At 41.4% G+C, this 15,739-nt stretch carries 13 protein-coding genes and 2 pseudogenes; 5 read left to right on the forward strand and 10 right to left on the reverse strand.

Translation table 11 applies throughout. The features are described 5' to 3' along the window. Positions 1–154: 154 nt before the first annotated feature. Positions 155–2,317: a malate synthase G gene (locus B4H32_RS11170; RefSeq protein WP_286803104.1), complete on the forward strand. Its 2,163-nt coding sequence runs from the start codon at positions 155–157 to the stop codon at positions 2,315–2,317. Between the two features lie 292 nt (positions 2,318–2,609). On the opposite strand, the gene purB is transcribed toward B4H32_RS11170, so the two are convergent. The 9 genes from purB to B4H32_RS11215 all read right to left on the reverse strand — a co-directional run bounded on the left by purB (position 2,610) and on the right by B4H32_RS11215 (position 10,080). Then, positions 2,610–3,998 (reverse strand): adenylosuccinate lyase, encoded by a 1,389-nt coding sequence (gene purB, locus B4H32_RS11175; RefSeq protein ID WP_004682205.1) that lies wholly within the window; start codon positions 3,996–3,998, stop codon positions 2,610–2,612. Between the two features lie 54 nt (positions 3,999–4,052). Continuing rightward, positions 4,053–4,784 carry a high frequency lysogenization protein HflD gene (gene hflD / locus B4H32_RS11180; RefSeq protein WP_004682203.1) on the reverse strand — a complete coding sequence of 244 codons (732 nt, stop codon included), beginning with the start codon at positions 4,782–4,784 and terminating at the stop codon, positions 4,053–4,055. Positions 4,785–4,802: 18 nt separating this feature from the next. Then, on the reverse strand, positions 4,803–5,936 hold the full coding sequence (gene mnmA / locus B4H32_RS11185) for a tRNA 2-thiouridine(34) synthase MnmA (protein WP_286803105.1): 1,134 nt from the start codon (positions 5,934–5,936) through the stop codon (positions 4,803–4,805). 4 nt (positions 5,937–5,940) lie between these two features. Next, entirely contained in the window at positions 5,941–6,429 is a 489-nt protein-coding gene (locus B4H32_RS11190) for an NUDIX hydrolase (protein ID WP_099948415.1), read from the reverse strand. Between the two features lie 91 nt (positions 6,430–6,520). After that, on the reverse strand, positions 6,521–7,216 hold the full coding sequence (locus B4H32_RS11195; RefSeq protein ID WP_334113880.1) for a hypothetical protein: 696 nt from the start codon (positions 7,214–7,216) through the stop codon (positions 6,521–6,523). Between the two features lie 44 nt (positions 7,217–7,260). Then, a complete protein-coding gene (locus tag B4H32_RS11200) occupies positions 7,261–7,797 on the reverse strand; it encodes a gamma carbonic anhydrase family protein (RefSeq protein WP_004913144.1) in 537 nt (178 codons plus the stop codon). 95 nt (positions 7,798–7,892) lie between these two features. Further along, on the reverse strand, positions 7,893–9,041 hold the full coding sequence (gene dacC / locus B4H32_RS11205; protein ID WP_286803106.1) for a D-alanyl-D-alanine carboxypeptidase PBP5/6: 1,149 nt from the start codon (positions 9,039–9,041) through the stop codon (positions 7,893–7,895). Between the two features lie 114 nt (positions 9,042–9,155). Continuing rightward, positions 9,156–9,557 (reverse strand): MCR_0457 family protein, encoded by a 402-nt coding sequence (locus tag B4H32_RS11210; protein WP_286803107.1) that lies wholly within the window; start codon positions 9,555–9,557, stop codon positions 9,156–9,158. A gap of 151 nt (positions 9,558–9,708) precedes the next feature. Continuing rightward, the gene (locus B4H32_RS11215; protein ID WP_286803108.1) at positions 9,709–10,080 is read right to left on the reverse strand and encodes an MCR_0457 family protein; all 372 of its coding nucleotides are present in this window, start codon (positions 10,078–10,080) and stop codon (positions 9,709–9,711) included. A 103-nt stretch (positions 10,081–10,183) separates the two neighbouring features. Here B4H32_RS11215 and surE point away from each other — a divergent pair, with 103 nt between their 5' ends. The 3 genes and pseudogenes from surE (at position 10,184) to B4H32_RS12880 (ending at position 12,601) form a co-directional block, all read left to right on the forward strand. Beyond that, positions 10,184–10,960: a 5'/3'-nucleotidase SurE gene (surE, locus tag B4H32_RS11220; RefSeq protein WP_004682178.1), complete on the forward strand. Its 777-nt coding sequence runs from the start codon at positions 10,184–10,186 to the stop codon at positions 10,958–10,960. Between the two features lie 110 nt (positions 10,961–11,070). Next, positions 11,071–11,904, forward strand: coding sequence for a peptidoglycan DD-metalloendopeptidase family protein (locus B4H32_RS11225; protein ID WP_004757963.1), 834 nt, complete (start codon positions 11,071–11,073; stop codon positions 11,902–11,904). A 129-nt stretch (positions 11,905–12,033) separates the two neighbouring features. After that, a pseudogene (locus tag B4H32_RS12880) lies at positions 12,034–12,601 on the forward strand (LysR family transcriptional regulator). Between the two features lie 55 nt (positions 12,602–12,656). Here the strand turns inward: B4H32_RS12880 and B4H32_RS11240 are convergent. Then, entirely contained in the window at positions 12,657–15,284 is a 2,628-nt protein-coding gene (locus B4H32_RS11240; protein ID WP_262450084.1) for a Lon protease family protein, read from the reverse strand. A 196-nt stretch (positions 15,285–15,480) separates the two neighbouring features. Between B4H32_RS11240 and B4H32_RS11245 the strand changes: the two are divergent. After that, a pseudogene (locus tag B4H32_RS11245) lies at positions 15,481–15,739 on the forward strand (MFS transporter); the annotation flags it as partial.

The following is a 15,739-nucleotide window of genomic DNA, read 5'->3' on the forward strand; positions in this document are numbered from 1 at the left end:
TTTGATTTTTTGATAAAGAGATAAAATTGCGCTTGTCAATACGTCTTATAGAGAAAATGCTTACTATTTAGGAATGTGATATTACTATTCAGGCTAGTATAAATCGGTATACTAGGAATCTTGTTATAAAAAGTTAGCACCATCAGGAAAGACAATGACTGTACGTATTCAACAAGGCAAGCTAGCGATTGCTAAAGAACTTTACGATTTCATCGAAAATGAAGCTTTACCAGGATCTGGTTTAGATAGTGAAACTTACTGGAAAAACTTCGAGCAAGTCGTTGTCGATCTTAGCCCAAAAAACAAGGCATTATTGGCTAAGCGTGATGAACTACAAGCCAAGATTGATGAATGGCACCGCAATAATAAATTTGAATTGAATGCCTATAAAGCATTCCTGACTGAAATTGGTTATCTGGAACCAGAAGTTGCTGACTTTAAAGTTACAACTGAAAATGTAGATGAAGAAATTGCTTTATTGGCAGGTCCACAGCTAGTTGTACCAGTACGTAATGCACGTTATTGCTTAAACGCAGCCAATGCACGTTGGGGTTCTTTGTACGATGCACTGTATGGTACAGATGTAATTTCTGAAGAAAATGGTGCGGAAAAAGGTAAAGGCTATAACCCAGTTCGTGGTGACAAGGTTATTGCATTCGCTAAAGATTTCTTAAACCAGACTTTCCCGTTGGCACAAGGCTCACACGCTGATGCAACTCAATATGCGGTTGATCACAATCGTCTAGTTGTGACTTTAAAAGATGGTTCGACTACTTCTTTGGCGCATGAAGCTCAATTTGTTGGTTTCAATGGTGAAGCCGCAAACCCAACTGAAATCGTTTTATTAAATAACGGCCTGCACGTTATCATTGATATTGATGCAAACAGCCCAGTGGGTAAAACTGATGCTGCTGGCGTGAAAGATTTAACCCTTGAAGCGGCAATCACAACCATTCAGGATTTGGAAGATTCTGTTGCGGCGGTTGATGCTGAAGAGAAAGTTGAAGGCTACCGTAACTGGTTGGGCTTGATGAAAGGTGACTTACAAGAGTCTATCGAGAAAAATGGTAAAACCATTACACGTGCCTTAAACAAAGACCGTACTGTTCAAAACCTGATTGGTGGCACTACAACTTTACATGGTCGTTCGTTGATGCTTCTTCGTAATGTTGGTCATTTAATGACTAACCCAGCGATCCTTGTAGAAGGTGAAGAAGTATTTGAAGGTATTATGGATGCATTAGTTACTCCATTACTTACAATTTCAGATATTCGTGGCGAAAACGAAAATAAGAACTCTCGTAAAGGTTCTATGTATATCGTTAAGCCAAAAATGCATGGCCCAGAAGAAGTTGCATTCGCAGTTGAATTGTTTGAGCGTGCGGAACAGGCACTTGGCTTGACAGCGAAGACGCTTAAAATCGGGATTATGGACGAAGAACGTCGTACTTCAGTTAATTTGAAAAACTGTATTGCTGCTGCAAAAGACCGTACGATTTTCATTAACACTGGTTTTATGGATCGTACGGGTGATGAAATCCATACCTCTATGGAAGCAGCGCCAATGGTCCGTAAAGAAGCTGTTAAAGCTCAGAAATGGATTGCTTCTTACGAAAATCGTAACGTTGCGATTGGTTTGGCATGTGGCCTACAAGGTAAGGCACAAATTGGTAAAGGCATGTGGCCAAAACCAGACAGCATGAAAGATATGTTGGCGACTAAAACTGCACATCCAAATGCAGGTGCATCTTGTGCATGGGTTCCATCTCCAACAGGTGCGGTACTTCATGCATTGCATTACCATCAAATCAACGTGAAAGCACGTCAGGATGAGTTGGCTAATGAAGATATGTTGTCTCTGGATGACTTGTTAACACCTCCTTTTGCTCCAGAAACCAACTGGACTGCTGAAGAAATTAACAACGAACTTGAAAATAACTGTCAAGGTATTCTGGGTTATGTCGTTCGTTGGGTTGACCTAGGCGTAGGTTGTTCTAAAGTTCCAGACATCAACAACGTTGGTTTGATGGAAGACCGTGCAACATTACGTATTTCCTCTCAACATGTTGCGAACTGGTTACGTCACGGGATTGTAACACGCGAACAGGTTGAAGAAGTGTTGAAGCGCATGGCAGTGATTGTTGATCAGCAAAATGCCAATGATCCACTTTATACACCAATGGCACCTAAGTTTGATGGTATCGCATTCCAGGCAGCTTCTGACCTGATCTTCAAAGGCGCTGAGCAACCATCGGGTTATACAGAGCCATTGTTACATGCTGCACGTTTAAAATTAAAAGGTTATACAGGTGATTAATTTCTTCTAAACTGAAAAGCCTCCTCGGAGGCTTTTTTTAAAACCTCGTTTTCTTAAAATATGTAAAATATTGCTTATCACAGTATTGTTAGTCATTTTATGTGCGTGAATTTCAAAATTTAATAAATGTTCTATCATTGAAGCTAAAAAACGTGATTTGCAATTTTTGAGTAAGCTAAATTAAACAGATTGTTGGTTTATTTTTTCAAAAATATCAATTAAAAAATATAGAAATTAAGATGTTAGCGCATAAAAAAGCAAAGCCGAGGCTTTGCTTTTTTATCAACAAAACTTAGATTTTGCTAATTAGATCATTAATTTGTTTCGCTTGTTCAGCTGCATTACCTGTATATGTAGCAGGTGTAAGCTCTGCTAAACGAGCACGTTCATCAGCTGGAACTTGAAGAAGTTCATCACCATTAACGAAGTTCACCATCATTTCACGTGTCATTGCTTGACCACGAGTCAATGCTTTTAGTTTTTCGTAAGGTTTTTCAACATTGTAACGGCGCATTACTGTTTGGATCGGTTCTGCAAGAACCTCTTGTGCTTGGTCTAAATCTTCATTTAAACGGTTCGCATTCAACTCAAGTTTACCAATACCTTTTAAGCAAGCATCAAAAGCAATCAAGCTTTGTGCAAAACCAACCCCCATGTTACGAAGAACAGTTGAGTCAGTTAAGTCTCGCTGCCAACGAGAAACAGGAAGTTTTTCACCAAGATGACCCAATACCGCATTTGCGATACCTAAGTTACCTTCAGAATTTTCGAAGTCAATTGGGTTTACTTTATGAGGCATGGTTGATGAACCAACTTCACCATCTTTCAATTTTTGTTTGAAGTAACCCAGTGAGATATAGCCCCAAACATCACGGTTAAAGTCGATCAGGATGGTGTTATAACGACGTAATGCATCGAACAATTCAGCCATATAGTCATGTGGCTCAATTTGTGTGGTGTATGGGTTAAATGCTAAACCTAAAGATTCAACAAATGCTTGAGCATGTGCAGCCCAGTCAATTTCTGGGTAAGCAGATAGGTGAGCATTGTAGTTACCGACAGCACCATTGATTTTGCCCAATAATTCAACATTTTCAAATTGCTTGATTTGGCGCGCTAAACGATAAGCAACGTTTGCCATCTCTTTACCTAACGTAGTCGGGCTTGCAGTTTGACCATGTGTACGAGACAACATTGGTTGCTCAGCGTGTGTGATAGCCAAAGCAGAAATCGCATTCAGAATTTGTTTCATACTTGAAACTAAAACTTCACGACCATTTTTAAGCATTAATGCATGAGATAAGTTGTTGATGTCTTCAGAGGTACATGCAAAGTGAATAAATTCGCCCGCATTTTGTAGCTCATCAATATTCGCAATTTTTTCTTTAAGGAAGTATTCAACTGCTTTTACATCGTGGTTTGTCGTACGCTCGATTTCTTTAATACGATTCGCATCTTCTTCAGAAAAATTGGTTACGATCGCATCCAATGCTGCATTTGTTTCAGCAGAAAAAGCAGGAACTTCAATAATTTCTGCACGATTTGCAAGTGCTTGTAACCAACGCACTTCAACCGTGACACGAGCGTGGATTAAACCAAACTCAGACAAAAAAGGGCGTAACGCATCGCATTTGCTTGCATAACGTCCATCAAGTGGTGAGAGTGCGGTTAAAGCATTCATACAGATTCCTTAATTTTGGAATAAACATAAAAATAAATTCGTCTTAGCATCGGTTTATACCACCTGATACTGCAAACGAGCGAGAGCTTGAATATCTTGTAAAAGCTTACGTTTATTAAAGATCATACTCCAAGAGCTACCACCGAGTTGTCGCCACAAATGCGCAAGCTGTAGACCTGTAAAAAGGCAAGCACGGATTCGATTTGTATGATTCATATCTTTAAACGCTTCAGCATTACCACGGACTAAAATGCGCGGATTGATTTGCCCAGCAGTTTCAACATAGGTCTGAGCTAAATTGGCAATAATACTTGGGTGCAAATAGTTATTATCGAAAAAAGACAACTGTTTTAGGATTTTTTGTTGAGCCGTTTCGATAATTTTGACGTATTCAGGATTGCTATACACTTTCTTTTCCAACTGCAATAATGCCATAGCATAGGACATGGGAAGTTTAGCTGTCGACATTTTCGGAATACGAGATTTAGGAGCAGTATTAAAAGGTTGAGTTATACAACTTTCTAATGATTTTAAACCAAGAGAGATATCTGCAAGTTGATTAAAAAAATCTAAAGTTTGAGTCGCATTGTTGGTCGCTGGGCGAATATTTAAACTGGCTTTGATCAGTAGTTCAAAATAAAAATTACCACTATCTCCAATACTCTGCTGTCCCGCCATCGCAGTCATATGCGTGAGCTGAGTTGCTTGGAAGACAGCAGCCAATGCTAAAGCACGGTTTTGTCTTACATTCAACGCTTGGGTGTGCTGAAAGGGTAACTCCGCCATGCTTCGATTCCAATATCCTTAAATAAAATCTGGTTGAGGTGCATCAGTATGGTGAATGACACCACCGCCTAAGCATACCTCTCCTGAGTAAAACACCACACTTTGCCCTGGAGTTACAGCACGTTGTGGTTCATCAAACTCAACTCGAATACCATTTTCTGTATGTTCATCATGATAAATTGTACACGCTTGGTCAGGCTGACGATAACGAGTTTTTGCTGTGCATCGGAAACCCGTGGTTGGGATTTCTTGTTCACCCGCAACCCAATCAATCGCTTCACTCCAAAGCTGTTTACTTTGCATAAGTGGATGCTCATGACCTTGTCCAATGACGAGACGATTGTTGGCAATGTCTTTGTGAAGTACGAACCATGCACCTTCTTGCGCACCTTTCATACCACCGATACCGATGCCACCGCGTTGACCGAGCGTATAGTACATTAAGCCGTGATGTTCACCAACTTCTTTGCCGTTGTCTAAGACAATTTTTCCAGCTTGAGCAGGAAGATATTGTTTGAGGAAGTCTGTAAATCGACGTTCACCAATAAAGCAAATACCAGTTGAGTCCTTTTTCTTCGCTGTTGCTAAATCAAGTTGTTCAGCAATGCGACGAACTTCAGGCTTTTCAATTTCACCGACAGGGAACAGCGTCTTATTGATTTCACGACCATGAACAGCGTGTAAAAAATAAGTTTGATCTTTATTATTATCTACACCACGTAGTAATGGTGCATAGGTTTCACCACGAGAGTTTTGTGTGCTTACACCACGACGCGCATAATGACCTGTTGCAATAAAATCTGCACCCAAAGTCATAGCATGGTCGAGGAACGCACGGAACTTAATCTCTTTATTACATAGAATATCTGGGTTTGGAGTACGACCTGCAGCATATTCAGCTAAGAAATGCTCAAACACACGATCCCAATATTCCATGGCAAAGTTTGCGGTGTGCAGTTTAATTCCAATCTTGTCTGCAACGGCTTGAGCATCTGCTAAATCTTCAAGGGCTGTGCAGTATTCCGTACCATCATCTTCTTCCCAGTTTTTCATGAAAAGACCTTCAACTTGATATCCTTGTTGAAGTAATAATGCGGCAGAAACAGAGGAGTCTACACCACCAGACATACCGACGATGACACGTTGTTGCATCTAATTAAGCATCCAAATGAGAAGTTAATGAGGGAGAGAAAGGGTGCTCATAAATAAGCGATAAAGGATATTTCTTACCAGCGAGGGCATCTTCAATTACTTTTAAAACTAATGGGCTTCGCGCACGAGCGGATTCTTGCAGCTCTTCTAAACTCATCCAAACTGCACCGACAATATCGGTATCTAGTTGTGCATTTCCCTCAACCGAGGTGACATGTGCCAAGAAGCAAAAACGATAATATGTGCGATCTGGAAACATGGGAGGGGTATAGGTATAGATACCAAGCAAATGATCTATTTCTACATGATGACCTGTTTCTTCTAAGGTTTCACGGATCGCTGCTTCAATAATCGTTTCACCGCATTCGACATGACCAGCAGGTTGATTAAACACGGTATGTACAAAGCCTTCGCTGTGTTCTTCAACAAACAGAAAACGTCCGTCTTTTTCAACTACAGTGGCGACTGTGACATGAGGTGTCCAAGCGGTCATAGAAAGCACCATGATTTTAAAAAACGTATTCTACAAAATTTGAGAGTTTTTGGCTATGGTGGCTGAATCATAGATTTAGCCACTAACTGCTTTAATCAGGTTTAATTTTACTATTAATAAATTTTCGTAGTTTCTTTGCCGATTGGTATGCTGGATCAGTATCACCATATTTACAACTATAATTGAGAACATTTAAAGCTTTTTTATAATTAGGTTCAGTATTTTCCTCAGAAATTAATTGGTCTGCAAACATGGTGCACCCCCAAGGATCGCGCCAGTCACAAGTTTTCTCAAATGTTGAAAAAATACACTTCTTTTGTTCAGTGGTTAAGTGTTTTTTGTAGTCCAACATTCCAGCAGCCCTATTGGTACAACCAGAGGCGATGCCTAACTCACAACTTCTTTGAAATACTTGTTCGGCTGGAAGTTTATAATTTGCTTCTTGTAATGATAACGCCACTAAATAACAGGCCACAGCATCACTTTCCACACAAGATTGATAGCATTTAAATTTATTGTTTTCACAAGTAGATATTATATCTCTGTATGAATTTGATAGAGGAGTTTGTTGAGATGGAGATGTATAGGCTGGGCATTTATTTAAATTATTAGTAAAAATTTGATGATGCTTTAAATCACTTGCTATGAAACTCAATGAAGCTACTTCAGTTGTTGCATAATGAGAATCGGTACTCATGATTTCACTATCAGATTTATAGTGAGAGCATGAAGTTAAGATATTAATCGTTAATATAGATAAACCCAAATATATTGTTGTTCTATTCATAATCATCCGTGGTTTTCGTTAATATTATAAACAGAATTAATAAATTAGTTTTGTTTATAATCATTCTTCACTTTTACATAATTTTGCGCTGAATAAGGTAAAAATGCTTTTTCTTTATCTGTGAGAGGGCGGACTTGCTGGACTGGGCTACCCACATACAAATAACCACTTTTTAAGACTTTACGTGGCGGCACAAGACTACCAGCACCAATCATGACATCATCTTCAATAATCACGTCATCTAAAACAACGGTATTAATACCGATCAAGACACGATTGCCAATAGTACAACCATGTAAGGTCACATGATGACCTACAGTCACATCATCACCAATTACTAAAGGTGAACCATTTGGTTTGGATTGATTTTTATGACTGACATGTAACATACAATGATCTTGTACATTACTATTTCTACCAATCTGAATTGAATTGACATCACCGCGAATAACGGCAAAAGGCCAAACTGAAACATTCTCAGCTAACTTGACATCCCCGATGACTACTGACATTTCATCAATATAACAACTCGTATCAATATCAGGGTAATGATCTAAATAAGGACGAATATTTTTAGCCATGAGAAAATACAATAAATAATTTGCATGAATTATAAAATAAAAAAGCATTCATACTAAATAGCATGAATGCTTGATTAGCTTGTTTACTCTAAGAATTAGAATAAGTTGCTAAGGAACTGTTTGATATGGTCGATTATACGAGCAAAGAAGCCTGCTTCTTCAACAGGTTTTAATGCAACTAGTGGTTTTTCAGCAATCACTTTTCCATCAAGACTTGCAACTAATTTACCTACAACTTGACCTTTAGCCAAAGGTGCATTCAGTTTTGGTTGAACGACGATTTGAGTTTTGATTTTATCAGCTTGACCTTTAGGCATAGTTACGTTGAAGTTTTCAGCCAAACCGATTTGAACTTCATCTTCTTTACCAAACCAAACTTTTGCTTTTGCTAAAACTTGATTGGCTGGTTGTACATTAGCCGTTTCAAAGTTTGCAAAACCCCACGCTAAAAGGGTACGTGTCTGGCTGGCACGCTCATTCATGCTTGGAGTACCAAAGATCACGGAAATCAAGCGCATTGGACCACGTTTGCTTGAGGTAGTGAGGCAGTAACCCGCTTCTTCGGTATGTCCTGTCTTGAGGCCATCAACACTTGGGTCAGTGTAAAGCAGGGCATTACGGTTGCCTTGCTTGATACCATTAAAGGTAAATTCTTTTTCAGAATAGATTGGGTAGTATTTAGAGCTATCTTTGATAATGTGCTGAGCAAGAACAGCCATATCTTTAGCTGTTGAATAATGACCTTCAGCAGGCATACCTGTTGAATTGATGAAATGTGTATTCACCATACCAACACGTTTTGCTTCTTGGTTCATCATATGGGCAAATGTACCTTCATTGCCTGCAATGTGTTCAGCCATCGCTTTAGAGGCATCATTTCCTGACTGGATAATAATACCACGCAACATCTCTAATACGGTTGCTGTGCCATTTAATGGAACATACATACAGGATTCAGTGCTGCTACCACGGCACCATGCAGATTCATTCATCCGCACCTGTTCATCTTCAGTCAATTCACCCTTTAAAAGTTTCTGCTCTATGATGTAGCTTGTCATCATTTTTGTCATAGAAGCGGGTGCAAGTTTTTCATTTTCATTTTTGGCAGCGAGAATCTGTCCTGTCTCATAATCCATGAGCACATAGGATTTATTATTTAATTCTGGTGGAGCAGATAGGACAGTTGCTGCATATGAAAAGCTTGGCAAAAGTAGTAATGCAGCAAGAGCGCTTTTTTGAGTCATTCTAGGTGGTTCCAATATCTTGTATGAAGCAGAAGAGCCTAGCATTTTAGGACAAAGCAAAGCCGACTGCTATGGGCGAAGTCGGCTTTTTATCATGCTATTGTAGCAAATCGGTTACTTGGAATAATAATTACGGACATCATTACAGATTTGACGGTTATCTTCGTCCGAGGCTGCCTTGGCAATGTCACGGGCTTCTTTCAAGGGTTGCTTATATTCCTTGGTTTGCATGCGTTTGCTGAGAATCTCAACCGCATTTTTTTCATTGGATAAATAGGACTTGACCAGTGTATCGTAGGCCTTGTTGAACTTTAAATCCTTACCAATTAGAGTTGGGCAGGTTTCAGACAATACATAAATGACTGCAAGTTCCTGTGGGGAAATTTCATCAGACGTTGGGGTGACTTCAATCTTTTCAGTTTCAGGCTGTTTGTCTGCTGCAAATGCGGTAGGAACAAAGGTGCTGGCAGCGATGAGGAATGATAAACCTAGTGTTTTTACAACATTTTTCTTCATAAGAAATCAAACTCAAAACAAGACTTAAAGAATTTGAAAAATTTATAGCATAAAAACAGATAAAAATTTGTATGTTTGCTGTAGGGAATATGGAGAAACTGTGGTTTTAAATATCAATATCTAAAACCATTTTAAGGTCTGAATGGCCTGTTTAGCCCTCAAAATTCAATACCTCTTCACATACCGCTTTCTGTTCAGCCTTATCAACCTCTGTGGCAGCTTGACGGGCATCTTTTAGTAAAGTGTTGAATTCAGCATCTTTTTGCAGGTTTTCAAGCGAAGCAGACTTGTCTGAGTAACTACCCAAATAAGAATCCACCATTTTTTTGATATTCTGGTCAAATTTTGCATTCTTACCGATCAGGTTAGGACACATCTCAATCAGCACTTGTGCATTGGCAATATCATCCTTAATCAATGCATCCGCTTCTTTTACTGAAGCTGCGTCAGCAAAAACTGCTGGTGCCACAAGAAATGTGAAACTAACCGTTAAAACTCGAACAAAACTGGATAAATGTCTCATGGCTGCATAAATTTCTCATACTATGAAGATATAAATATATATAATTCAATGAATATTTCAATTGAAAAAACTGCACAGTAATTTTTGAAGAGACAGAACCTTAGTGAATATCTTAATCGCAAATGATGATGGTGTGTTTGCACCTGGACTGCAAGCCTTGGCGCAGGCGTTAAAACCTTTGGGGCGGGTGGTGGTGGTTGCCCCTGAAAGTGAGCGTAGTGGTTATTCAAGCGCCTTAACCCTGGATCGGCCCTTACGTCCCATCCCCATTTCTGAAGATGTCTGGGCTGTCAATGGCACACCTGCGGACTGTGTATACTTATCCATGAATGGCCTGTTTGATTTCGAGTTTGACCTTGTGGTGAGTGGAATCAACAGTGGCGCCAATCTGGGCGATGATGTTCTATATTCAGGTACGGTTGGGGCTGCATTTGAGGGAAGATTGATGAAACATCCAGCAATTGCCGTGTCTTTGGCGGGTGCAAATGTACGTTGCTATGAACATCCGCAGCATTATGCGCAAGCGGCACAATGGGTACATGACTTCATTGCCAAAGGGCTGCCTGTGTTGCCACCGCGTCATATCTTTAATATTAACATTCCCGATGTTGAGCAGATCAAGGGGGCACAGGTGACTTATCAGGGACGCCGTGCGCAGTCCAAGCCAATCAGCAGCCATGTTGATCCGCGTGGTCGTCAGGTGTACTGGATTGGGCTTGCTGGAGAGGCGGTGACTGATCCACAGTCGGCTTCCAGCCATATCCAGTCTGATTTTTTTGCGGTGTCGAATGGCTATGTCAGCATCACCCCAATTCAGATGGATGCGACCAATTATGCGGTACTGGACAATCTACATAGCTATGTGAATGGACCTGAATAAGCACCTAAATGTTATAACTTTGTGAATATGGAAAGTGAGAACTCGTTTTTTCTCACTTTTTTGGTACTCTTAGGCGCAAATAAGTTAAGGTTTTTTCGATGAGGGCGAAGATGCACTTAAATCATGGTTCGATTTTTCTATCACAAAAAATGATGAAAACAATCGTGCTGTCTACGGTGGTAACACTCACAGCGGCGGTTACTGGTTGTGCATCTAAACCGCAGGTGAATGGTGGCGTTCGCAATGTGCAGGCACCAAATTACTATACAGTGCGTTCAGGCGACACCTTGAGCGGAATCGCAAATCGTTATGGCCTGAATTATCTGGATATTGCCGCATTGAATGACATTGCGGCGCCGTACCGCATCTATGTCAACCAGTCTCTACGCTTAAAGGGCTCTGTAGCGCAACGTACCACCTCAACCCAGGTGATTACCCAGGCGGCTCCAATCCAGCGCCAGAGCATTAATTTGCCAGCACAACAGCCAGTGGTTCCAAAACCGCAACCTGTGGTTCCTAGAACTCAGCCTGTTGTTCCAGTGGCTCCCCTAAACCCATCTTCTTCAACTCTGGCATCCAGCCTGCGTTGGGTAAAACCATCAAATGGTGCGGTCATTCAGGGTTTCAATCTCACAGGTAATGTGAAAGGCATTCGCTATGGTGGAAATGAGGGAGATCCTGTATTTGCCGCTGCAAATGGTCAGGTGGTTTATGCTGCGGATGGTCTGAAAGAATATGGAAACTTGGTGCTGATCAAGCATATTGACGGTTACATCACAGCATACGCCCATAACAGCAAGATGCTGGTGAAGAGTGGGGACAATGTCACGGCAGGACAAAAAATCGCGGAGATGGGCTCTTCTGGTGCTAACCGTGTGATGCTGGAGTTTCAGGTTCGTCTGGATGGTAAACCTGTGAATCCAGCGACTGTTTTACCGAATTAATCTATCCCCTTTAACACATTTTCAACAAATTGTTAATAATCTCTAGTTTACAAGTAGACTTCTCTGTATAATAAGCTCCTTTGCTTTTATTAGAACAATAAGCATATTAATAAATTACGAGGGAAGTCTATGTTAGATCAATTGCGTGCAATGGGGGTCTTTGCTTGCGTTGTAGAAAAAAATTCTTTTAGCGGTGCAGCGAGAGAACTGGGCATCACAACCAGTGCGGTCAGTCAACAAATCCGATCTTTAGAACAAGAAATGGATGTCACCTTACTTCATCGTTCAACCCGAAAACTCAGCCTCACCGAGGCGGGTCAGGCATTCTTTTTAAGCTGTCAGGAAATGCTGGCAGCAGCAGAACGTGGCAAAATCCGTATTAACGAATTGCGTGATGATCTGGTGGGAGATTTGCGTATTGCAACCACGCCTGAGCTGGGTGCGCTGCATGTCATTCCAGCCTTGTCACACTGGATGTCTTGGGCTGGCACGTATTTTATACATGGACATCCAGAAAGAGCTGATTAATGGCACACTGGTTGAGGTGTTGCCTGACTGGCACATGCCTGCCTATACCTTGCATGCCTTAACCTCCAAGCGTGAACAGTATCCAATGAAAGTACAGCGCTGTATTGATGCATTGAAACAATACTTTGTGCAGTTACCTGGTGGTCGCTCTTTGCAGGGCGTTGCTTGAACTGATCAATAAAACCAAAAAGCCATGCTTGAGAGAGCATGGCTTTTTTTATGGATTATTTACGTTTTTTAGCTAAGGTATTGAGAGTTTCAACTTCGACTACAGTTTCATCCGCGGCTTTGGCTTCCATTTCATCCTTTTTGCTTTTCTTACGTTTTTTCTTTTTCTTGGGCTGTTCCGTTTCAACGGCTTCACCATCCTCAATGGCTTGCCAATATTCCAACTGTTCCATCACTGCAGCATAAATGGAGTTTTTGCTGTATCGACCTTTTTTATCGAGGGTGCCAACTGGACGGGCCATCAGAATTTCCAGCGCCTGATCAATAGTGTCAATCGCATGGACATGGAACTGACCAGTTTGTACCGCTTCAATCACATCCTGACGGAGCATCAGGTGCTGCATGTTCTGGCGTGGAATAATCACCCCTTGTTTGCCTGTAAAGCCTTGCAACTTACAGGCATCGAAGAAGCCCTCAATTTTGGCATTCACTCCACCAATTGGCTGTACCTGACCCAACTGGTTCATCGAGCCTGTAATAGCCCATGATTGGTCAATTGGAATTTGACAAATGGCAGAAATTAACGCAGAAAGTTCTGCAACAGTGGCACTATCACCATCCACTTGCCCATAGCTTTGCTCAAACGCCAAGGCGGCAGAGAAGTGCAGGATTTGTTCACGGCCAAAGTGTGCTTTTAAGAAGCTCGACATGAGCAATACACCTTTGGCATGCAATGAGCCACCTAGCTCCACACTGCGTTCAATATCTAAAATATCACCGCCGCCTTGATATACAGAAGCTGTTAGACGCGACGGTAATCCAAATTCGACATCAGCATAATGAATCACTGAGAGGGCATTGATTTGACCAAGACGATGCCCAGAAGTTTCAATCAACTGCGTACCGCGAGACAGGTCTTGCCAGTAGAGCTCACGTAAATAGCCTAAGCGATATTGGCGATGGTGCAGGGCCTGGTTGACATGCTGGTCGGTGACAATCTTGTCATCCGCTTTAAAGGCATGGTGATGCGCTTCGCGGATCAGGTCACCAAGGGTTGAGGCATGTAATGATAAAGAGCTTTGATCCTCAGCCTGACGGCTGGAATCAGTAAGCAATGCGGCTAGTGCAGAACGGTCAAACGGAAGTAATTTATCTGCCTGAACATAGTCGGCAATTAACTGCATATAAGCCTGTTCGTTACTGTCATTACGTTGTAATGTATCGGTAAAGTCGGCACGGATTTTAAAGACACTGCCAAGCTCAGGTTCCACTTCCAGAATTTCATAATAAATTTCAGGTTCGGCCAGTAAAACCACTTTAATATCAAGTGGAACGGAAGCGGGTTCAATGGAGATACTGCCTGTGAGGGTGAGCATATGTTCCAGTGAAGAAAGCTTGAGTTGTCCAGATTTTAAGGCACGTTTCAGGCCTTGCCATGCATAAGGTTGCTCCAGCAATTGTTCCGCTTCCAGCATCAAAAAGCCACCATTGGCCCGATGCAGTGAACCAGAACGAATCAGGGTGAAATCAGTGGTGATCGTACCATTGTGAGTCAGTTGCTCCACATGACCCAATAAATTGTAGTGTGTTGGGAAATCTTCAAAAATAACGGGTGCGCCACTATTTGGTTTATTGGCAATAATCACATTGGCCTGATAACGAGAGGGTACGCGGTTGAACAGTGCAGGAGTAAAGTCATCTTCCTCTTGCTCTAAAATCAACTCAACGTTGTCAATAATGTCTTCGGCGTACTGCTTTAAATAGATATCGAGACCTTTAACCTCTTTGTTCTTATTTAAAATCAGTTCAATACGAGGCATCACCACCTGGGTAGCAATATCACGGTTTAAGCTGGACACCTGATCCCGCGCATCATCTTCCAGATCGCCCAGATGTAAACCCAGACGTTCAAGTTTTTTCTCCATATAACGCATATTGGAGTTGATTTCAGCACGTTCCTTGCTAGTTAATGTGTTCAGGTCATTTTGGGTGAGTTCATGATATTCATTGTCTTTCAACTGCATTGGAATAAAGACATGCTTGTCATTACGGGAAATCAATTTTAAATCGAGTTCCTCACCCTCTTTGGTCAGTTCAACTAATGCCTGTTGCTGTACATCACCCGTATCCTGACGGATACGTTCAATACGATTGTGATAGGTTTCCGCACTAAAACGGCGTTCCAGCTGCTTTAAGATAATTTGCCATGCCTGCTGCAAGGCATTTTGAAATTTGCTGCCTTGTCCCGCTGGGAAGCGCAGAGCAATCGGTTGTCTTGGGTTCTTGAAATTATTGACATAGACCCAGTCATCAGGGGTAGCCATGGTTTTGGCGTGCTGTTGGAGCAAACGCTTGATCATGGTTCGTTTACCAAGACCAGCCGTACCCACGGCAAAAATGTTATAGCCTGAATAGGGTAAAGAAATCCCTGCCTCGACTGAGGCACGGGCGCGGTCCTGTCCTAAAAAATTATTCAGTGGTTTAATGCGTTTGGTTGAACTTGGAATTTCAGCCAAATCTGGCGTATGCGTCAGTTGGTGTGCATGTAATGCGGTTTTAAGTAGAGTTGCCTGGATGTCCGTCTGTTCAAAAGCACTTGGAAATGAATTGATTTTTGCTGTAATCGTGTTTGTTGGTGTCGAGGATAAAGTTGTTGCGGTCATTTGATCGAGTTTTTGGGTCACTATTGCTATCCAACAAAGAAACGAAAGTTAGGTAATTAAAGGTATACAGTTTTAGGTCCAAAGATCAAGCGAACTTGTGTTTTTTATCGACAAAACAAAACAATAATTTTATTTGATTGCATAAAGCAACTTGCAAGCAGGCGCAAGACACGATTGAATAGGCACATTCACGCATGTTCATGGAAAATAATAACCAATGACAACTCAAGCCACTGGCTGGGCATCCGCATTTAAGGCATTTTGGGATCGCCGTGCCCTGATTATGTTATTTCTGGGTTTCTCGGCAGGGATTCCGATTCTGCTGATTTTTTCCAGTTTATCGCTGTGGCTGGGTGAGGCTGGTATTGATAAGAGTGCGGTGACCTTTTTTAGTTGGGCGGCATTGGGTTACTCTTTTAAATTCGTTTGGGCACCATTGATTGATGAATTGCCTGTTCCATTATTAACGAAAAGTT

The organism is Acinetobacter sp. UBA2063 (assembly GCF_002333245.1).
Lineage (GTDB): Bacteria > Pseudomonadota > Gammaproteobacteria > Pseudomonadales > Moraxellaceae > Acinetobacter > Acinetobacter parvus.

What these genes read in the sequence shown, in the direction of transcription:
- B4H32_RS11210 (WP_286803107.1), bottom strand. Translation starts at nt 9,557, where the DNA reads ATGAAGAAAAATGTTGTAAAAACACTAGGTTTATCATTCCTCATCGCT.
- B4H32_RS11225 (WP_004757963.1), top strand. Translation starts at nt 11,071, where the DNA reads ATGCACTTAAATCATGGTTCGATTTTTCTATCACAAAAAATGATGAAA.
- B4H32_RS11200 (WP_004913144.1), bottom strand. Translation starts at nt 7,797, where the DNA reads ATGGCTAAAAATATTCGTCCTTATTTAGATCATTACCCTGATATTGAT.
- dacC (WP_286803106.1), bottom strand. Translation starts at nt 9,041, where the DNA reads ATGACTCAAAAAAGCGCTCTTGCTGCATTACTACTTTTGCCAAGCTTT.
- B4H32_RS11215 (WP_286803108.1), bottom strand. Translation starts at nt 10,080, where the DNA reads ATGAGACATTTATCCAGTTTTGTTCGAGTTTTAACGGTTAGTTTCACA.
- B4H32_RS11190 (WP_099948415.1), bottom strand. Translation starts at nt 6,429, where the DNA reads ATGACCGCTTGGACACCTCATGTCACAGTCGCCACTGTAGTTGAAAAA.
- B4H32_RS11170 (WP_286803104.1), top strand. Translation starts at nt 155, where the DNA reads ATGACTGTACGTATTCAACAAGGCAAGCTAGCGATTGCTAAAGAACTT.
- B4H32_RS11195 (WP_334113880.1), bottom strand. Translation starts at nt 7,216, where the DNA reads ATGAATAGAACAACAATATATTTGGGTTTATCTATATTAACGATTAAT.
- hflD (WP_004682203.1), bottom strand. Translation starts at nt 4,784, where the DNA reads ATGGCGGAGTTACCCTTTCAGCACACCCAAGCGTTGAATGTAAGACAA.
- purB (WP_004682205.1), bottom strand. Translation starts at nt 3,998, where the DNA reads ATGAATGCTTTAACCGCACTCTCACCACTTGATGGACGTTATGCAAGC.
- mnmA (WP_286803105.1), bottom strand. Translation starts at nt 5,936, where the DNA reads ATGCAACAACGTGTCATCGTCGGTATGTCTGGTGGTGTAGACTCCTCT.